The organism is Eudoraea sp. (assembly GCF_049669105.1).
Lineage (GTDB): Bacteria > Bacteroidota > Bacteroidia > Flavobacteriales > Flavobacteriaceae > Eudoraea.
Genome location: NZ_JBATKE010000008.1, coordinates 1 through 19,218 on the forward strand (window position 1 = coordinate 1; position 19,218 = coordinate 19,218).

Annotated in this window: 17 protein-coding genes and 1 pseudogene; 10 read left to right on the plus strand and 8 right to left on the minus strand. The window is 38.3% G+C overall.

Translation table 11 applies throughout. The features are described from left to right. Positions 1-85 precede the first annotated feature (85 nt). Positions 86-1,279, plus strand: coding sequence for a cation:proton antiporter (locus WBM60_RS00360; protein ID WP_424277446.1), 1,194 nt, complete (start codon positions 86-88; stop codon positions 1,277-1,279). A 117-nt stretch (positions 1,280-1,396) separates the two neighbouring features. Here the strand turns inward: WBM60_RS00360 and WBM60_RS00365 are convergent, their stop codons facing one another. The 7 genes from WBM60_RS00365 to WBM60_RS00395 form a co-directional block, all read right to left on the minus strand. After that, on the minus strand, positions 1,397-1,546 hold the full coding sequence (locus WBM60_RS00365) for a hypothetical protein (protein WP_424260087.1): 150 nt from the start codon (positions 1,544-1,546) through the stop codon (positions 1,397-1,399). A gap of 308 nt (positions 1,547-1,854) precedes the next feature. Then, a complete protein-coding gene (locus tag WBM60_RS00370) occupies positions 1,855-2,472 on the minus strand; it encodes a DUF6090 family protein (RefSeq protein WP_424282620.1) in 618 nt (205 codons plus the stop codon). 127 nt (positions 2,473-2,599) lie between these two features. Next, positions 2,600-3,310, minus strand: coding sequence for a 6-phosphogluconolactonase (locus tag WBM60_RS00375; RefSeq protein WP_424260083.1), 711 nt, complete (start codon positions 3,308-3,310; stop codon positions 2,600-2,602). After that, positions 3,307-3,840, minus strand: a complete 534-nt coding sequence (locus WBM60_RS00380) for a gluconate 2-dehydrogenase subunit 3 family protein (RefSeq protein ID WP_424260081.1) — start codon at positions 3,838-3,840, stop codon at positions 3,307-3,309. Before WBM60_RS00380 ends, WBM60_RS00375 begins: the two co-directional genes overlap by 4 nt. Continuing rightward, positions 3,828-4,919: a Gfo/Idh/MocA family protein gene (locus WBM60_RS00385; RefSeq protein ID WP_424260079.1), complete on the minus strand. Its 1,092-nt coding sequence runs from the start codon at positions 4,917-4,919 to the stop codon at positions 3,828-3,830. Before WBM60_RS00385 ends, WBM60_RS00380 begins: the two co-directional genes overlap by 13 nt. After that, the gene (locus tag WBM60_RS00390) at positions 4,916-6,607 is read right to left on the minus strand and encodes a GMC oxidoreductase (RefSeq protein WP_424260077.1); all 1,692 of its coding nucleotides are present in this window, start codon (positions 6,605-6,607) and stop codon (positions 4,916-4,918) included. Before WBM60_RS00390 ends, WBM60_RS00385 begins: the two co-directional genes overlap by 4 nt. Before the next feature lie 267 nt (positions 6,608-6,874). After that, on the minus strand, positions 6,875-8,335 hold the full coding sequence (locus WBM60_RS00395; protein ID WP_424277444.1) for a YiiX/YebB-like N1pC/P60 family cysteine hydrolase: 1,461 nt from the start codon (positions 8,333-8,335) through the stop codon (positions 6,875-6,877). 300 nt (positions 8,336-8,635) lie between these two features. Between WBM60_RS00395 and WBM60_RS00400 the strand changes: the two genes are divergently transcribed. The 4 genes from WBM60_RS00400 to WBM60_RS00415 all read left to right on the plus strand — a co-directional run bounded on the left by WBM60_RS00400 (position 8,636) and on the right by WBM60_RS00415 (position 12,155). Then, the gene (locus WBM60_RS00400) at positions 8,636-9,127 is read left to right on the plus strand and encodes a hypothetical protein (protein ID WP_424260073.1); all 492 of its coding nucleotides are present in this window, start codon (positions 8,636-8,638) and stop codon (positions 9,125-9,127) included. 200 nt (positions 9,128-9,327) lie between these two features. Continuing rightward, the gene (locus WBM60_RS00405) at positions 9,328-9,780 is read left to right on the plus strand and encodes a hypothetical protein (RefSeq protein WP_424282621.1); all 453 of its coding nucleotides are present in this window, start codon (positions 9,328-9,330) and stop codon (positions 9,778-9,780) included. A 32-nt stretch (positions 9,781-9,812) separates the two neighbouring features. Further along, positions 9,813-11,651: an adenylate/guanylate cyclase domain-containing protein gene (locus tag WBM60_RS00410; RefSeq protein WP_424260069.1), complete on the plus strand. Its 1,839-nt coding sequence runs from the start codon at positions 9,813-9,815 to the stop codon at positions 11,649-11,651. A gap of 174 nt (positions 11,652-11,825) precedes the next feature. Continuing rightward, a complete protein-coding gene (locus WBM60_RS00415; protein WP_424277442.1) occupies positions 11,826-12,155 on the plus strand; it encodes a YegP family protein in 330 nt (109 codons plus the stop codon). 111 nt (positions 12,156-12,266) lie between these two features. Here WBM60_RS00415 and WBM60_RS00420 read toward each other — a convergent pair whose 3' ends face one another. Then, positions 12,267-14,498: a M1 family metallopeptidase gene (locus tag WBM60_RS00420; protein ID WP_424279758.1), complete on the minus strand. Its 2,232-nt coding sequence runs from the start codon at positions 14,496-14,498 to the stop codon at positions 12,267-12,269. Between the two features lie 849 nt (positions 14,499-15,347). On the opposite strand from WBM60_RS00420, the gene WBM60_RS00425 reads away from it, so the two are divergent. The 5 genes and pseudogenes from WBM60_RS00425 to WBM60_RS00445 form a co-directional block, all read left to right on the plus strand. After that, complete coding sequence (locus WBM60_RS00425; RefSeq protein ID WP_424260063.1) at positions 15,348-16,085, plus strand: hypothetical protein; 738 nt, start codon at positions 15,348-15,350, stop codon at positions 16,083-16,085. Positions 16,086-16,416: 331 nt separating this feature from the next. Beyond that, positions 16,417-16,821: a PAS domain-containing protein gene (locus WBM60_RS00430; RefSeq protein ID WP_424278630.1), complete on the plus strand. Its 405-nt coding sequence runs from the start codon at positions 16,417-16,419 to the stop codon at positions 16,819-16,821. Next, positions 16,811-17,644 carry an MBL fold metallo-hydrolase gene (locus WBM60_RS00435; protein WP_424260059.1) on the plus strand — a complete coding sequence of 278 codons (834 nt, stop codon included), beginning with the start codon at positions 16,811-16,813 and terminating at the stop codon, positions 17,642-17,644. Before WBM60_RS00430 ends, WBM60_RS00435 begins: the two co-directional genes overlap by 11 nt. Positions 17,645-17,879: 235 nt before the next feature. Continuing rightward, positions 17,880-18,350, plus strand: a complete 471-nt coding sequence (locus WBM60_RS00440; protein WP_424260057.1) for a hypothetical protein — start codon at positions 17,880-17,882, stop codon at positions 18,348-18,350. Positions 18,351-18,466: 116 nt separating this feature from the next. Further along, a pseudogene (locus WBM60_RS00445) lies at positions 18,467-19,218 on the plus strand (adenylate/guanylate cyclase domain-containing protein); the annotation flags it as partial.

Genomic DNA, 19,218 nt, shown 5'->3' on the forward strand with positions numbered 1-19,218 from the left:
CTGGGAATAAAAATTATACATTTGGAATACGCAAGAAATCAATTACTTCCTAATTCCGGAAATTAAAAAATCAATGAACGCACTAATGCCCAAGTTAATAAGTTTTGATCCTTTGATTGGGTCTATCTCGGTTATAGCCATATTGATCGTTGCCGTGGGGTTATTTTTAAAAAAGATAAAACAGCCTTATATAATTGGTTATATATTGGTAGGGGCAATGCTTGGCCAATCTGGACTGGGATTTATAGAAGATGCATCTACTATTGATCATCTGGGGGAAATGGGAATAATACTTCTCCTTTTCTTCATTGGAATGGAAATAAGTCTGCCGGAATTCATTAAACAATGGAAGGTTGCTGCCATAGGGACAACAATTCAGGTTGCTTTAAGTGTTGTCATAATATGGGCAGTGGGTTATTTTTTTGGATGGCGCATGGAACGTTCGGTAATCCTCGGATTTGTAATCGCTTTGAGTAGTTCGGCAGTTATCATAAAACTTCTTTCAGATAAAAACCTGACGAATACCAGGATAGGAAAGAACGTATTGAGCATTTTATTGATGCAAGACATCATAATTGTCCCCCTTTTGATAGCAGTAACAATGCTTGGCGGGAAAGAAGAATCTACGGATGCAATTTTTCTGAATATCGCAGGGGGCTTGGGTATTATGATTTCTCTTATCTACATTTATAAAAAGCAAACGATACAACTTCCCTTTTCCAAAGCAATTGAAAAGGATCATGAACTTCAGGTTTTTTTAGCAATACTTTTTTGCTTCGGAGGTGCTTTGGGAGCTTCTTTTTTTGGACTATCACCAGCTTTAGGGGCCTTTGTGGGAGGTATGATCATGCACGCCTCCAAAGCAACTCATTGGATATATAATACGCTTAACTCCTTTAGGATCTTGTTTGTAGCTATTTTTTTTATAAGTGTTGGGCTCCAATTAGACTTTGGCTTCATCATCGAAAATATATGGGCTATTCTAGCGGTTTTAATTTGTGTATATATCACGAACCATTTGATTAATGCGCTTATTTTACGCTTGTTTTCCTGCCCATGGAAGGAGGCGTTTTTGGGCGGAGCCCTGCTCGCTCAAATCGGGGAATTAAGTTTTTTGATTGCTTCAACTGCCTATAGCCTGAATATTATCGAAAGTTATAGCTATAAATTTACCATTAGCCTTATTTCTTTAACCTTAATTATAAGCCCGTTTTGGATAAGCTTTACAGAAAAGCTTATCCTTTCCAGTGGGGGGAGAAAACGTAACAAAATAAATTGACCCGAAAGTTAGCCTGGCAAATAGTTCCTTAAATCAATTGAATGACAATTGTTAGGGAACATCACAATTTCTTACCGGTAAAATGTGGATTAAAGCTTCAATCTAAAGAAATACTATTTAGCTTAAAATCCCCCAAAGGCCAATAATAACCCCAAGGGCAATTAACGCCAGTAATACCTCTAAGCTAATATTTAATACAGAAAGAATGGTGTTTAATACGGGATGTTTTTTTGAATCTGATTCCATAGCAACGGTTTTTAAATTCATATTTTTAGTAGTAATAAGTTACGATTTCTTGTGGTGATTTGAGACAGAATTGTTGTGAAAGCGCTAAAAGTTGTGGTTTAGTCGTATTTTTTATGCATTTCATCGATGAATTGAATATTCCAGCTTAAATAAAATGGTCATTTTCTATTGTCCAATTCTTCCTCAATAAGCGTGTTAAGAAATTCAATTTTAGACAGAAGGTCCTTATGAAATTCTATGGCCTCAGCATGTTTTACATGAAACATGGCCACTATCCATTCTTGTTCTCTAAATTCTTCTGAAGTTGGGTCGTTGATATATTCCCATTCCTAGGTATTGAACATATAGGGTTTGTCGAAGATAAATGCGCGCTTTTTGGAATACTTTCTGGGGTAGTCACGCAATGATGAACTTAATAAATTCCCATGGTAATCATTAAATTCCTTAATTCTTGAAGCGGCATATTGATAATCTCTATGTAGTGCAATTAAGCTATCTTTTACTTGTTGATTTTTGAATATACTTAATTTACCTGCATTATTTAGTTCTAAATAGGTTGAATTCTGGACCACCAAATTTTCCGTTCTATCGGTAAATAACCCGACTAATGCAATATAGTCTTCCTTACTCTTTTGTTCTTCGTAAGCCTTGTGAATGTTTTGATAACTCAAATCCATAACTTCATTACATTCAACTATTTGTCGATTAAAATAACGGGTATCTGCTTTAAGGTCAGTAAGTATGCGCTCCAAATATTCCAGCTCCAGAACTTCTTCTTTACGATCTTCGTTCCAATTGTTTATACTTAAAGCTATGAGTATCCCAACCACTACCAGGACAATTTCCCCCAGGGCATAGAGCAAGTATTTGCTGAACTTACTTTCCAGGATGGCAGGTAGGCTTTCAGTTAAAAGACGATGTCTGATTTTTTTAAAAAACAGTAACATTTCTATGGTCCGTAGGGAGACTGTTTCCCAAGTTGGTTCCCTTTAATCAGTAAATATCTGAAACAGGCTTCATGCAGGAAATGATCAGGATCAGCTGTGCTAAGAAAAAATCAAGGCTATTTAGGAGTTACAGATCAGTTATCTGGGAAACTCTGGGATGTTTCCATAAAATACTTGCAGGCAATTTTGGGGTGACCACCTTTTTAAGCCATTCTGAATAGATGCCTTTTTTTTCAGTTCCAGTTACAATAAATAAAATTTCTTTTGCTTCAAGGATTGATTTAATACCTAAAGTTACTCCAAATTCAGGGGGTGTATTTTCTGAGCTAATCATATTGTGATTCTGAGTAGATGAAGCCAATTCTGAAACATAGCATTCATCAGAAGGCCAATTTTCGTTGGGCTCTATAAAACCTAAATGGCCGTTTTTTCCCATTCCTAAAATGAGGATATCCAGAGGGCCTTTCTTATCAAGTTTTTTTTCCATAAAATTGGCTGCCTCCTCCGCCTGAATTTTATTGACAGGAAGGGTTGAACCAGGAGAAAAATAATAGGCTCTTTCCGGGGATATTCCCCAGGGGATTCTCACCTCTTTTTCAATGTAACTCATGCAACTATGTTGATATTCGGATAACCCTACCCATTCATCCAATTGAAACAAAGAAAGAGATTTGGTGTTCAGGTTTCCTGTCTTTGTGATATTTCTATACATTTCCAATGGAGAATTTCCGGTGGCAACACCAATCTTGCTTAAAGGGTTTTTTCTGATCCTCTGGATTAACCATTCAGCAGCAACTTGGCTTAATTCCTGATAGTCTTTACACTGATGTGTTGTCATGAATACCAGGCTATTTCACCATTATAAGGAACGCAGCCTTTGTAGTAGCCCGGGATAGGGTTGTATCGCAGTCCTTGAGTGATCCCTATTTTAGATGAAAAATATCCCCACTGTGTTAGGGACTTAAGGGCATTAAAATAATGAGGGATTTTTTGGGTTGCGGAATTTGCTTCTATGTCTAGTTGCTCAATTACCTCATATTTTTTCTGTGCTGAAAAATCCAGAAAGCCATCTTTAAGCAGTTGGTTTAACCCTACTAAGATTCTGTCCTTATTTTCAACTTCATAACAATCTTCTACAATCAGAGCGATAAAATATTGAACATTCGCCTCTTTGGCTCCCGGAGATTCGTCTGTTTCAGGCAAAATAATTTCAACAATGGCACCCAGGAGAGCTTGATATTCTTTGTTAAATAATGATATGGAGCTACCATATGTACAACCTTTCAAAATCCAGGAAAAGGGGATAAAACTTCCGGCAGACCACCGGGCTAATATCCCCATGGCATTTCTGCGATTTATTTTTTCCATAATAAATAAGGTTTTTTGGCATTCGTCTTAAAAGGCATCATGATTTTTTTCCCTTCTCCTGCGGAAGCATAGGCCGCAAAAAGGACTTCTAATACTGCCTTGCCATCTTCTCCGGTAACTAGGGGGGTAAGATCATTTTTTACGCAGTTTACAAAATGCGCCATCTCCTGTGGAAACCCATAGTTCCAAAGTTCTTCATACATAGTGAAACTCCAGCCTTTGGTGTTTCCTGCTTTTTCCACAGCATAACCTATCCCTTTTTCACTATAGGTCAGGATAGAATTTCCCTGCAGGACATCTGCGTATGCAACCCCTTCACTACCATGTATTTCAGCTTTATCATCCATCCCTCCTTTTTTAATCCAGCTTTCTTCTGCTATTGCAGTTACCCCATTGTTAAACTCTAAAATGAGTACGCTGTTGTCATCTCCAATAGTCTTATCCTTATGGACAGCGGTTTGCATATGTGCATATACCGAGACAATGGAAGCCTCAGGATTTAACCATCTAAAGAATTGAATGGCATGACATCCCATATCCATCATAACACCACCCCCGGATTTTTCAACATCATAAAAATGAGCTGCATGAGGTCCGTCGTGTTTTTCAGACTGTTTAAAAAGTACCGGATACCCTAAAGCTCCTTCATCTAACAGTGATTTTAGGCGAACATATTTTGGAGCAAAACAGAGTTCTTCTGCATACATTAATTTAACCTGATTTTTTTTGCAGGTTTCAATCATGATGTCTGCTTCCTCCAGGTTTAAACAAAGGGGTTTTTCTACCACTACATGCTTTTTTGCCTGGGCTATTTTAACGGTTAATTCACAATGCAAATGGTTGGGAACGCCCAGAATCACCATATCTATTTCGTCCATGGCCAGGAAGGCATCGATATCCGTAAACCAATTTGGGATCTTGTGATGTTCCGCAAACGTTTTTACATGCTCCTCATTTGGCGAAATCACGGCCAAGACAACTGCATCAGCAACTGTTTTCAGTGCTTCAGCATGAATGTTAGAGATAAATTGAGATCCTATGATCCCAACGCCTACCTGATTTTGTTGCGTACTTTTCATATACTTTTCGCTTTAAATTGTTCGGCAGCGTAGGTCGCAGCTCTTGCTGTAAATGCCATATAAAGCAAGGAAGGGCTTTGGTTTCCGGTGCTTGTCATACACGCTCCATCGGTGACAAATACATTCTTACACAGATGCAGTTGATTATATTTATTGAGCATAGAAGTTTTTGGATCTGCACCCATTCTACACCCTCCCATTTCGTGAATGTCCAGGCCCGGAGCTTGTTTTGAATCGTTTTGTTCAATATCTGAACACCCCATGACTTGCAGCATGGCTTTACTTTCCTTTAAAAAGTCCTGAACCATCAATTCGTCATTATCATCATAATTTACATCCATTACCAGTTGTGGAATTCCCCAGGGATCTTTTTCTGTGTCAGACAAATAAACGCGGTTTGATGCTTTTGGAATGGTCTCGCCCTGCATATACATATATGCCCGCCAATCTCCCGGAAGACACAGGCCTTCTTTATAGGCTGCTCCAATTCCGGGGCCATTTTCCGGAGCCTCTTCATTACGTGACCTATAGGCGCCACTGAAAATGGTATATCCCCCAACAAAAGGCATATCATGCTTATATACATTTCTGAAATTTGCTAAAATAAGTTCCGAAGGGTTCCTGCCATAAATATAAGTGTCTTTAAAACCTTCAAACTTACCGGAGGTATATCCCCGGTAATTATGAAACCCTACATAATGACCTAATACATCATGATCATTTCCCAAACCCTTCGGAAAACGATCAGAAGTAGAGTTCAATAAGATAAGATTAGAGTTTAGGGCCGAGGCGTTTACAAAAACTATGCTGGCCTTTAGCTCCTGTCGCGATCCGGTAGCCGTATCTATATATTCAATTCCTGTAGCCTTTTTTTGTTGGTCGTCATAAATGATTTTAACCACAACAGCATTGGAAAGAATGCTAAGGTTGCCGGTTCGTTGTGCCGAGGGGATGGTGCTGGAATTACTGCTAAAATAAGCGCCAAACGGACAACCTCTCATACAAAGATTTCTTGCCTGGCATTTTCCTCTGCCTAATTCTAAATGATGTTCTTTAGGTTCGGTCAGGTGCGCCCATCTTCCATGTACCAGATGCCTGTCTGGATATCGGTTGGCTAAGGCGGTGCTCATGTGTTGTTCTACACAATTCATTTCGAAAGGAGGCAGGAACTCACCGTCGGGCATCGATTCTAACCCATCTTTATTTCCACATACGCCGATAAAATCTTCCACTAAATGATACCAGGGAGCCATTTCCGCGTAATCTACCGGCCACTGAATGCCATAATTATATTTTGAAGGGGATTCGAATTCGGATTGGCTCCATCGCTGGCAAGCTCTGCCCCATGTCAAGGATTTTCCACCTACCTGAAATCCCCGTATCCAATCGAAAGGCTTTTTTTGTACATAAGGCTGATCTTTATCTTTAATAAAAAAGTGGGCAGTGTCCTCTCCAAAACCTGCCGCTTTTGTGATCAGGGGGTTTTCATCTCTGAATGCCTTTGGCATCCACCCGGCATGGGGAAGTTCCCAGGGGTGCAGGTGAGCAGTAGGATAGTCCTTAGTGTGCTCCACATTTCTACCCCGTTCCACGATACAGGTTTTAAGCCCTTGTTCACACAATACCTTAGCGGCCCATCCACCTGAAATTCCGGACCCAATGACGATAGCATCGTAGGTTGTATTCATTTTAGAATGATTCAATCTCTTAAATATAACCAATACATGGGTCACTTTAAAAACAAATTGACCGGATAAACGCAAAAAGTTGATATTCCTTCACCTGTTATTCGTTCCTACAGTATTACTTGATTGAAGTAAATGATACAGAAGCCTTTGATACACCCTATTTTTCATTCCGGTAATAATCTCCCAGGCGTGTTCGTGAACACAAGACGCACGTACTGCCGGGTGCTATTGCAGCTTGTAAAAAGGATTGTCCTTTTTAAGGAGAACCTAATTTGTTAAACTCTCTTCGGCCATTCTTACCAGTTGCCAGTATGGAGGTAAATACTCATTTTCCTCTTTAAAAGCGTTTATTTTTAATTCTGTAATTGATTTACATTCCTTAAACCGGTCTACAAAATCAGTGTTTTTCAATGCTGTTACAGCCCCCATGCCTTCCGGTATAATCCCTTCTTTTCCGATGCTATTAAGAAGTAATGAATACGCCTTAATAACTCTTGCCACGGGCAGCATCCAAAGATTGTAATCGAGTTTCTCACCTTCATTGGCACGGCTTATCAAAGCGTCCATAACAGCATTGTCTACATGATCCTGAAAAAGAATTTCCTTATCCCTCCATTCAGCTACAACGCTTAGCATTGGATCGTATTCAAGATCAGAGGGCATTTGGGTTACAAAATTTTCCACCCCAAAATTGTTCAGCCATTCAATGATCCCATTTGACGAGATGGTAGATTCAGACTCCCATAAATTAATCCCAAACTGCTTATAGGCATATGATCCAACTTCTGAACAGAACATGGCCGAAGAATCGTAATAGTCCATTTTAAAGTCATATGGAATATGTCTTGTTTGAGATTCATTGAATATAAATAAGGATGCTTCATGAGGGAGCATAGGATTTGCCATCATTTGCTCCAAATCCACCCTGGGCCTCATCACCATAAACCTCAATTTTTTATCATTTAAATACTCATCCAGGGTTGCTATAGCGACACCTTTTTCAATATGAGCTTCCACTAAATAGGGCTCGTCAGTCTCCTCGTTTATATGGATAATGGCTACGTGTGAAAAATTTCCTGGAAAATCATTTCCTCTCGAAATGAAAGCTGAAACCTCTGCTCCGCCACGGCTTACAAGCAGATCACCACTATGCACTTCTATTCCCAGGATATCCACAGAAGGAGTAGCAGAAGGTTCGTCGGAAACAAAGGTTGTGGATACAAACTGATCATCACTGGATTGCAATAAAATCTCCTCTACTGTGGCTCTCATACCATATAGAATGCGGTAAGAGGTATTGCGGGCGCTGGAACTGTTCATATCCCAAAAACGGGAATCTAATTTTATCTTTTTTCTTACCCTATTATAAAACCGGACGTGCCAATCAGATTTGTTTTCCTGTGCCGCAATCAGCGGAGCAATCTGGAAAAACCTGCGCTCTATCAATGCGTAAATTCCATCTTCAGGTTTAATAGTTTTATTTTTATTGGCGTTTAGGATACTGTCATTTTCAAAAGCCAGTTCCTGTACGATAGAATCCAATTCTTCAGATGGAATTGCTTTAGCGCGGAGAAAGGCTTTTTCCAAATTCTCCCAAAGGGCATCCTGATCCCAAATAAAAGGAATTTCTGATGCCTTTTGAGGTTCACTTTTATTTTCAGGCATGGGGATTAGAAGTAAGAGATATATCCCCGCAATGATTAGTAAAAATGTAATAAATTTCTTCATGTTGTTTTAAACACTTTGGGTTGGATGGTTATCCATCGCGTAAATATAAGTCATTCCTATACTAACCTTTTTAATCTTGTCTTGCCCTTTAACTAAATCGCATTTTGAATTTCTTAAGTCTTAAGGAAGGAAAATGAATTGTACTATTCATAGTAGCTTAACCAAAGTGTCGTTAGCCGGCAGTTATTTTATGTAGGCAAAAACCTACTTTTATATTTGATAATATTACTTACCTTGACGAAAGAAAAATGAGATCCAAATACAATAGGATAAGATAACTAATTAACAAAAAAACCAATCATGAAACTATTCAACAGAAATTTAGTAGGAATAGCCCTTTTATTAATTTGTTTTGGCACTAACCTTTATGGCCAGGGAGCTAATCACATAATTATATTAACGGTAGATACTGCAGAATTGACACAGGAAGACCCTGCTGCTGCATGTACTTTTGATGTGGCTGATGAAAACGTTACCGTTGTCGAGGTAAGTGAGCCGGCTAAAGATTTTACAATTCTGGTAAAACCCGAAGACTTTGTAGAATGGGAAGGGGTTACTACTTCCGGGGAAGCCATTGATATTGAGATGATAGAATTTAGGACAGGAGGTAAGAGTAAAAATATATTTGCCAAAGCACAAAAAATGGGTGAGAAGAAAAATGGGGCAAAAAAGAAGGTAAAGGAAAAAGTTAAGAAGAACGCTGCAAACAAGGAGTATAGCTATGCCATTGAGTTTACGGTAGATGGCGAAACGTACCAGTTTGATCCAAAAATTAAAGTTGTAAAAGAATAAGATAAAGAAGTGTGTTAGCCATTGAGGGCAAAAGCAAATACCTTTCAAATAACGAAAACCCGGGCTAACCCGGGTTTTCTATTTTGGAGAATACAGGTCATTATAGAGAGATATAGTATATTTCTGATATAAATTCTTTAAATAAATAGGATAAGTATTGAATATCCTCTTTTTTTGTTTGATAGTTATAATCAGAGTAAATGAAACGGAATAAAATTAGCTGGATTTTCTTTGTTTTGACCATGGTTTTGGCCGCACATGGTTTGAATGCACAGGCGGCACACGAAATCACCCTTAACGTGGATACAAAGAATCCAAACCCTGGAAAGGCATGCTTCTTTAAGGCGGGCAAGAATACAACGGTATTAAATAACAGTTCTCCGGAGACCTTTACTATTTTCGCCCAGGTGGGAGATAATATTGTATGGAAAGGGGTCTCCTCCACAGAGCCCAATATCCCGGTGAAGATAACCGCTATTAAATATATCAGTGGCCCAAGAATTTTCACTTCAGACAGCATCAAGGGAGATAAGCTTGTTCAAGCTACGGTAATACGCGGTGGCAAGGCTCCTTATAAATATCAAATTCAATTTAGTGTAGGTTCCAGTAGCCAGATGTATACCATTGATCCTAAAATCCAAATTGGAGAGTAGAAAAGATATGTGACAAACCCAATTCCTATCTTATGAAGCCTTACGTTAAAAAGAGATATGTGTTTGTTATCAGGGGAATTTATTTGCTTGGAATACTTCTGCTTGCCCTAACGCCGTGTTCAGGTCAAAATCGCGAAGTAATATCTGATAGTCTTATTAATCTATATGAGTCCGGTAAGTATGATCCTTCAGAGCGCCTGGAATTGTTAATGGCTATTTCTTCTTCAAGTCCGAACCCTGATGAAGCCTTAGAATATAATGATTTACTTTTAAAAGAGGCCATACGTATGGATTCCAGTAATTATATTTATGAGGGTTATCTACAAAGGGGGAATTCCCTGGAGATAAAAGGCAATCTGAGCAAGGCCCTGGAAAGTTATTTTAAGGCTGTAGACATAAGCAACGAGCGTGGAGAAAAAAGTGAACTAGGTAGAGTGTATACAGCAATAGCTGGAGTTTATGCCGGAATGGGGAATAAACAGAATGTAAAAAAATACTATAACAATGCCATTAAGATTTTCGAAGACCTGGACGAAAGAATTAATTACGCAGTCGCAGTAGAAAACCTGGGAGATTCTTATTTGGAATGGGCCCAACCAGATTCTGCCCTTATTTTATTTAATAAGTCAGGTCCTATCTTTAAAGCTCTGCAAAGAAAAGATTATTTGGCGTACAATCTTGGCAACAAAGGCCTGGCCTATGCTCAACAGGGAGAGGAAACCCGGGCAGAGGAAAACATCAGTGAAGCAATCGCCATCCTGGAGGAATTAGGAGACTACAGACCTATTACAACATACCTTACCTACATGTCTGATATTTATGCCGATAAGAACGATTGGGATGCTGCCTTTGGTTACTCCTTACGTTCTTTAAACCTGGCCAAAAAATATGGATTGAAAGCAGAAATGGGCGGCGCCTACCTGAAGCTTTCGGAGTTGTATGAAAGAACAGGATACGCTTCCGCAGCTCTGAAATATTATCGAAATTATATTGCTTTCCGGGATAGTGTACAAAACATCACCTCAGTTCAGCAAATGGCCGAAATGGAAGTTTCTCAAAAACAGATAGAACTGGATTTAGCAAATCAACAGAAACGAACACAAAAGATACTGACAATCTCAACCGGAACCGCTTTATTTCTTATTTTCCTGATAGCAGCCGGATTGTTCAGACGCAATATATATATAAAAAGAACCAAGGCCATTATAGAAAAAGAAAAGGACAGATCCGATCGTCTTTTACTTAATATTTTGCCGGAAGAAACGGCCCTGGAATTAAAAGAATCAGGGGTGGTTAAAGCGAACAAATTTGAATCTGTTACCGTATTGTTTACAGATTTTGAGGCGTTCACGGCGCATTCAGAAAATGCAAATCCTGAAGTACTGGTCAAAAGACTTGGGGTTTACTTTACCGCCTTTGACGACATTATTGAAAAATATGATCTTGAAAAAATCAAAACTATCGGAGACTCCTATATGTGCGCCGGCGGATTGCCTTTTCCTATTGAGGATCATGCCATAAAAATGGTGAAGGCCGCCTTTGAGATCTTAGAATTCGTAGAAGATGCGAAGTCCGGCGAAACAGAAGATGGGCTCTCCTTTAACATACGGATAGGGATCAATACAGGTCCGCTAGTAGCCGGGGTGGTTGGCAGCAAAAAGTTTTCCTATGATATCTGGGGAGATACGGTGAACGTAGCTTCCCGCATGGAAACGAATTCCAAAACAGGGAAAATCAATATCAGTGAACACACTTTCGAACTGGTAAAAGATGAATTTAACTGTGAGTACAGAGGAGAAATTGCGGTAAAGAACCGGGGCAAAATGAAAATGTATTTTGTGAATGGACTTCGCAGTAAAAAGCCAGCCTAATTTTTAATTTTTCAGGACAATATTTTGGGCAACAATCCGGAATAAGAAAAAGATCGATTTTTAATGCCAAGTTATTCACAATCAGGGGGGATAAAATTATATGAGGTATTAAAATAATGAAGGAATATGCAATTTTTTTCGTTAATTTTACGAACAGTATTTAAAAACATACCAATGGGAAAATTTGAAATTAAAAAAGACAAAGCTGGAAAGCTAAGATTCAATCTTAAAGCATCAAACGGACAGGTAATTCTCAACAGTGAAGCCTATAATTCTAAAGCTGCATGTGATAACGGCATAGAATCCGTTAGGAAAAACTCACAAAATGATGCCATGTTCGAGAGGAATAAGGCAAAGGACGGCCGCCCTTATTTTAATTTAAAAGCGTCTAATGGGCAGGTGATAGGCGCCAGTCAGATGTATGCCTCAGCTTCCTCCATGGCTAGCGGAATTGCATCGGTTAAAAAAAATGCACCTAAAGCTACCGTTGTAGATAATTCTTAAAAAGCAGTATTCATCAAATGTTAGTTTGATTAGTAAGAAAAAGACAGCCATATTGGCTGTCTTTTTTGCTTTATACTCCTTGTATAAGGAGTCTGTTTATTTCTATAAACTCTAATTAGTAGTCTTCTTCGCTTTAAATTCATCAAATTCTGATGGAGTCTCTGCTTTAGGAAAGGTATTGTTTTTCATATCCGTATCAGCAAACTCAAAATTAGGGTCCAAATTCACTTTTGAAACTTCTTTTTCTTTTACAAAAGTCTTTTTAATCTCGTATTCGTTACGGCGCCAAATTTCTGCGGGCAATGTATCAATCTCATTAGAACCATCAGTATATATCCATTCTATGGTTACAGGCATTACCAGTCCACCAACATTTTTAATACTAACTTCATAAATATTTTTACCGGAAATTTGTTTGCGAAGTTCGGGCTCATCCATTCTTGATAAATATCCACCATAGCTTGCATCGGGAGTTGAGGTCATAGTTATTGCTTCGGGACCGCTCGAAAAATCCTTTGCTTTTTCACCGGAGTTTTCACCCTCAATCTTTAATTTAATGGTCTTTTTCTGATCCTTATTATTAAACTCCTCTTCATTTACTTTATACCATTTTACATCAGTGAGTTCCATATCAACATTATCAGTTGTAAAAAACCAACCTCTGTAAAACCAATCCAGATCTACTGCACTTGCATCTTCCAGCGTTCTAAATAAATCTGCAGGATTTGGGTGTTTGAATTTCCATCGATTAGCATATTCCTTAAATGCCTGGTCAAATAATTCGCGTCCAACAATTGAGTTTCTTAACATCTGTAAGCCCACAGTAGGTTTCATATAAAAATTATTTCCGAACTGCGTTAGTAATTCGTTATCAGAGGTTGTCATGATGGGGCGCAGAATATTTTTATCACCACTCATAAAGGGCACAATAGTTTGAGGTGTTGTACTGCTAAATCCCGGGTATCTTTCGGCAATAGTTCTTTGGTGGAGGAATGTGTTTAAACCTTCGTCCATCCACATCCATTTACGCTCATCGGAACTCACAATCATGGGAAACCAATTATGACCCACTTCATGAACAATTGTACCAATCATACCCTGCTTCGCAGCATCACTGATTCGGCCATTTTTAGGTCTTCCGCCATTAAAACTAATCATGGGAAATTCCATACCTATGTTCGAGGTGTTCACTGAAATAGCCACAGGATAAGGATAATCAAAGGTAGCATCAGAATACACTTCGAGTGCATTTTTTATAGCTTTTGTAGATTCTTCCTGCCATACAGGGAGCCCCTCTTTAGGGTAAAAAGACATGGCCATAACTGTATTACTGGGCAACTTTACAGCTTGTGCATCCCAAAGGAATTTACGAGATGAAGCAAAAGCAAAGTCGCGAACGTTTGTAGCGTTAAATTTCCAGGTTTTCTGTTTGGCAGACTTGGTTTTCTCATTATTTTCAGCCTCATCTTTAGTAACGATCATTACAGGTTTATCAAAAGATCTGCCTGCTTCTTTCAATCTATTTTGTTGTGTCCTGGTAAGCACATCATCACTGTTTAGTAAGCTACCTGTTGATGCAATTATATGATCTTCCGGAACAGTTATTTCAACACTATAATCTCCAAATTCTAAAGCAAATTCCCCAAGTCTTTGAAATTGTTGATTTTGCCAGCCTTCGGTATCGTTGTAAACTGCCATTCTGGGAAACCAATGGGCAATAAGGTAAACAGTATTATCATCTTCAGGGAAATATTCATAACCTTCTCTGGATAAAAAAAACATGCTTCGATCCGTAATAGGGTAAGACCAGGCAATAGAAAAACTTAAAGATGAGCCTGATTTTAGGGGCTCTTTAAGCAATACTTTCATCATGGTGTTATTAACCATTGATTTCATGGAGTTCCCATTAATATCTTTTATATATTTAATAGTATAACCCGCAGGAAAATCAATAGCTCTGGTAAGAAACTGCATCTGGCGTGCAGTTATAGAGTCTTTAATATTATTAAAAAAGGAACCAAAATCTTCATTCCCTTTTCTGTTTACATTCTGTTCTAACTGAATCCATAGATACCTTAAATCATCAGGAGAATTGTTATAGTAAGTAATAGTTTCTTCTCCTGTGATTGTGTTATTTGATTCATCTAAAGCTGCCTTTATCTTATAATCGGCACGTTGCTGCCAATAAGCTTTTCCCGGCGCCCCACTTGCCGTTCTGTAGGTGTTAGGAGGTGAAATCATATTATCTATGGGTTCAAATTTCCCCTGCCATGGCTGAGTTTGTGTATATGATAAATTATGAAAAAGGAGAAGAGAAAAAAGCAATACGATGTTTTTTGTCATTGCCATATTATATTTATTAAAGGTGTATAATCTTCTGTGGGGTGCAGAACTGTTATAAAGTTTAAATTTTGGTGTGTCGAAGATACATATAAGATTTAAAAGACAGAAGAAGTATATATCTTCAGTGTTGTTTTATATAGACATTCCTATGAAAATAATTGGTGAATTATTTGGAACATTCAAACACGAATATAACAGAGGAGTATAGTGTAAAGATTCTGCATAACAGAGAGGATGGAGACCCATTTGTACAGCAAAAGCCATTGTTTTGCTTTCCAATGAAGAATGGGAAAGACCGGACAGGCATAATCTAGTGTCTAATTTGTTCCCTATCTCAAGTATTGAAGCGATGGTTCTTCTATGCCTTCTTTGTTAAAGACAGATTAATCAAAATTGCCATAAGGAGCCAAATAATAAATGTTTCACCATGAGTCATTTCATAAGTGGAACCGGCTAATTTGGCTGCCATTAATACAATGTAAACTATTATCGGTGATAATAGCATGCTAATTACAAGATGTAAAATTGTTTTTTTATAATCCATTATTCCTTGATTTAATTAGTTAATAATAGACATTTTTTTATATGTGGGCAACTGAATGAAGCCTTATTTTGATCTAATTCCCCACGATAACAATCTTCCTAATGGCATATTTAAAGTATTCAAATGGCAAGTTATTATCAGGGAATTTCTTTTTGTTTCTTCCAAAGAAATTAATCATCGCATTTGTTTTTGTTAAAAAAATAGGGTTGTTCGGACATTAAATATACATGTTCGTCCTTAAATGGATTTATTGCTCTAAAATAAATATACATTTAGGATCAATAATCAATTTAAAACCATTACTAATGAAAAAATTAACTTTATTACTTATTTTATTGATCACCTGCCAGCTAAGTGCTCAGGATGATAGTGCTTATGTGATGTATGCAACAATCCGTCTTACTCCAAAATCGGGACACACCAAACAACTTAATGATGGCTTGAAAGCACATAACAAAAAATACCATACCGAGGGCGCTCAACAGGTCAACGTATGGTCAATTGACTCCGGGCCACGGGCAGGCAGCCTTGTTTGGGTAATGGGGCCAATGACCTGGACCGATAATGACACCCCTATGTCTGATGCGCATTCTGCAGATTGGACGGCTAATGTAGAACCACATTCCGATATGGGTGAATGGGAGTACTGGAAGCTAGCTGAAGGGATGACTTATGCACCGGAAGGTCAGTCGGCTAAAGTGATGCAAATCCGCTGGTTTGAGATTAATGAAAATAAAGGGAACAACGCCCGCCACCTGTTTGGGACGATTATAAAGGCCTATAAAGAATTGAATTACGATATGGGGCTTCATGTATTTACGAATCAGGCCAATGCCGGAGATGGCCGGGATTGGGGAATTCTGTGGATGCATAGCAACTGGGCTTCGCTGGATAAAGACCGGGCTTTTGTAGAAAAATATAATGAAATGTACGGGGACGATGCCTGGGATGAGTTTTGGGAAAACTGGCTCGACGCCACTAATTTTAAAGGGATGGAATTTCATTCTCTTTTACCTGAGTTAAGTGTAGCCGGTTCTAATTAGAAATTGAAGAGTAAAATGTAAAAAGCCCTGGACCACATCCAGGGCTTTTTTATATTCCTATCCCAAGACTCTTGTAAATATTCGATAATTTCTATTTTGTTCAGTTTCCATAATATGCTAATAAATTGACAATAAGTCACTTTACTTAGAACCCATAGACTTTCTAAGGTTTTTACTTAGTGATGAAGTCTGGAAATTACTATCTTGTAATAAGATCTTTCTCCCGGGCTATTGCGTTATTGATAACAGTTTATTCTAGCGGGCGTTATAGAACAAAATCGATTTATTTTTTATATATTTAAGAGAGTTCTCCTGTAAAACTTGTCTGTCTATGTCAGCACACGAAATTGAAATTATTTTAAGCAGGCAGTTGGCAGATTGTCTTACTGTCCCTGTTTTTATTGTAGATCCTGAAGGGACGCTGATTTTTTACAACGAACCTGCAGAACAAATATTGGGAAAGCGTTTTCAGGATACAGGGGAAATGAGGGTTGGAGACTGGGGTAACATGTTTTCTGCCCATGACGAAAAAGGAAATGCTATTCCACCGGCCGACCTTCCACTTGTACAAACCATAAACTCACACGAACCCGCCCATAAGACCTTCTGGATTACAAACATGGAAGGTAAATCCTTTAAAATCTCCGTTACTTCCATCCCTATCATTGGAAGGTCTAAAGAGTTTTCAGGGGCTTTAGCTATCTTTTGGGATAATGTCTCAAGCTATGAGAGTTAAACTGCATGGAACCCGCGGCGCATATCCCACCTCCTCCAAAGAAACACGAAAGCTTGGAGGCAATACCCCGTGTATTGAAATCATAGAGGGGAATGAAAGGCTAATACTGGATGCAGGTACAGGGATTTTGAATATAGCTTTTGACAAGTATAATAACTCAGACCGAATAGATATCCTGCTAACTCACTTACATATGGATCATATTCAGGGTTTGGGTTTTTTCAAACCCATTTTTGATCCGAACAAAGAGATACATATTTGGGGGCCTGGCGGCAGTTCCTATCCTTTAAAAGATAGGTTGAACAGATTTTTGTCTCCTCCTCTTTTTCCGGTAATGCTCAGGGATATCCCCAGTAAATTGGTGATACACGAATTGCCAAACAAACCATTTAAGCTTGGGAAGTTTATAGTCACTTCTAAATTTGTTTGTCATCCCGGTCCAACCGTTGGTTTTAGAATACAGGTTGGATCCAAATCAGTTACTTATATCCCCGATCATGAGCCCATATTGAAAAATCCACATTTATTTAATGAAGATAATTGGATCTCCGGTTTTGATCTCTGCAAGAATACAGATTTGCTTGTACACGATTCCCAATACAGCCCGGAGGAATATGAAAACAAAGTGGGGTGGGGTCATTGCTCCATGGAAATTGCCGCGGAATTATCCGATAGAACCGGGGCCAAACGTTTGGTAATGTTCCATCACGATCCTGCACAAACGGATAAAGACAGATCCAACATATTTAAAAAATTTATGAGCGCTCATACCTATGATTTCCCTATTGAACTTGCAGTTCAGGGGCATGAGATAGAGGTTTAAGATACATGGCGGATAGGTAAAATACTACTTTCGGACATAAAATAATACCATTTATCCAAAGTCATTTTACTAATTGGCTTAAATTCACTATATTAATTGTAGGTTTTAAACCCTTGTAAAGTAAGGCAATAGAAGTTGGAAAAGCATTTACTATTAATGCTGAAATTCAGCTTTATTAAGATCGGATTCCAATACGAAATAAACTCTCCCACATAATCACTTAAAGAACACAAGTATGAAAACAACCAATCTAATTTTGATTTTAATGGCAGTTATGGGCCTTATGTCTTGTGGCCAATTGCATGTAGTAACCCTTTATGTGGACACCACACAAATTGATCAGAGCAGCATAGACCAGCATGCCAGTTTTGGCCAGCTCTCTGGCATTCCCAACAATTATTTTACAACTAATGTGAGAAAAGGAGACCGGATTATCTGGCAGGGAGTTTCTATCAGTAATCCATCAGATACGGTCAAAATCACCTCCATTGATCATGTGTCAGGGGCAAGAATTTATGCGCCAAAGTCACTAAAAAGAATAAAAAGGGGAATAGTAATAAAAGGAACTGATGAAATAGTTGTTGGAACTATTAAAATAGGGCCTGGGGGACTGGAACAATATATAGAAGAGAAATACAGCTTAGATTTTACGGTTACAAACAAAGGCACATTTATAATTGATCCTAAAATAAGATCCTATAAATAAACATGGTAAATTAACTACCTATATCCATGCTTACGGCAAACTTTTATAGACTAAAAAGTTTATTCAAAATAAAAACTTGTCTAGCACTAGGCTTTTTTTTAATTTTTAACTTGGCCGTGTATGGTCAGAATCAGGTTATTGCGGACAGTCTTCAAACAATATATAACTCAGGCAACTTTGATGAAAGAGATCGATTACAGCTGTTATTTGGTCTCGCTAGAAATCATCAGGATCCGGAGAAAATCCTTCGATATAGTGATGAACTCTTACGCAGAGCAACGGCCTTAGATTCAACAGAGCGCATCATAGATGCGTATGTCCAAAAAGGAAATGCTCTTAGGCTAAAAGGTGATCTAAATCTGGCATTAGCTATCTTTTTAGAAGGCTTCAAAATTGCTAATGAAAAGAAGCGCATACGTGATTTGGGAATATTTTACAAAAATATAGCCGATGTGTATTCCGTCATGGGAGATTACCAAAACGCGATCCTTAATTACAAGAATGCTATCCCAATTCTTAAAGCGGAGAAGGATTCGATTAGCTATGCCGATGCCTTGCTTAATATGGGAGATGAATATAATCTGAAATTGATTAAACCAGATTCAGCCTTGCTATTTTTTAAGGAATCCGGAGATATTTATAGCGCCCTGGACTATAAGCTTGGAATTGCATACAACCTGGGTAATGTGGGTCTAGCTTATGCTTTAAAAGGAGAAAATGAAATCGCCGAAAAAAATATCGGACAGGCTATTCCAATGTTGGAAGAACTGGGCGATTATCACCCTATTTGTGTATACCTAACTTATATGTCTGACATTTATGCGGAACAGGGACAATGGGAAACAGCCTTCAGTTATGCCCATAGAAG

Coding starts and splice junctions, on each gene's coding strand:
- WBM60_RS00425 (WP_424260063.1), top strand. CDS start 15,348: ATGAAAAAATTAACTTTATTACTTATTTTATTGATCACCTGCCAGCTA.
- WBM60_RS00405 (WP_424282621.1), top strand. CDS start 9,328: ATGAAACGGAATAAAATTAGCTGGATTTTCTTTGTTTTGACCATGGTT.
- WBM60_RS00440 (WP_424260057.1), top strand. CDS start 17,880: ATGAAAACAACCAATCTAATTTTGATTTTAATGGCAGTTATGGGCCTT.
- WBM60_RS00390 (WP_424260077.1), bottom strand. CDS start 6,607: ATGAATACAACCTACGATGCTATCGTCATTGGGTCCGGAATTTCAGGT.
- WBM60_RS00370 (WP_424282620.1), bottom strand. CDS start 2,472: ATGTTACTGTTTTTTAAAAAAATCAGACATCGTCTTTTAACTGAAAGC.
- WBM60_RS00435 (WP_424260059.1), top strand. CDS start 16,811: ATGAGAGTTAAACTGCATGGAACCCGCGGCGCATATCCCACCTCCTCC.
- WBM60_RS00395 (WP_424277444.1), bottom strand. CDS start 8,335: ATGAAGAAATTTATTACATTTTTACTAATCATTGCGGGGATATATCTC.
- WBM60_RS00420 (WP_424279758.1), bottom strand. CDS start 14,498: ATGACAAAAAACATCGTATTGCTTTTTTCTCTTCTCCTTTTTCATAAT.
- WBM60_RS00410 (WP_424260069.1), top strand. CDS start 9,813: ATGAAGCCTTACGTTAAAAAGAGATATGTGTTTGTTATCAGGGGAATT.
- WBM60_RS00380 (WP_424260081.1), bottom strand. CDS start 3,840: ATGGAAAAAATAAATCGCAGAAATGCCATGGGGATATTAGCCCGGTGG.
- WBM60_RS00430 (WP_424278630.1), top strand. CDS start 16,417: ATGTCAGCACACGAAATTGAAATTATTTTAAGCAGGCAGTTGGCAGAT.
- WBM60_RS00375 (WP_424260083.1), bottom strand. CDS start 3,310: ATGACAACACATCAGTGTAAAGACTATCAGGAATTAAGCCAAGTTGCT.
- WBM60_RS00400 (WP_424260073.1), top strand. CDS start 8,636: ATGAAACTATTCAACAGAAATTTAGTAGGAATAGCCCTTTTATTAATT.
- WBM60_RS00360 (WP_424277446.1), top strand. CDS start 86: ATGCCCAAGTTAATAAGTTTTGATCCTTTGATTGGGTCTATCTCGGTT.
- WBM60_RS00365 (WP_424260087.1), bottom strand. CDS start 1,546: ATGAATTTAAAAACCGTTGCTATGGAATCAGATTCAAAAAAACATCCC.
- WBM60_RS00415 (WP_424277442.1), top strand. CDS start 11,826: ATGGGAAAATTTGAAATTAAAAAAGACAAAGCTGGAAAGCTAAGATTC.
- WBM60_RS00385 (WP_424260079.1), bottom strand. CDS start 4,919: ATGAAAAGTACGCAACAAAATCAGGTAGGCGTTGGGATCATAGGATCT.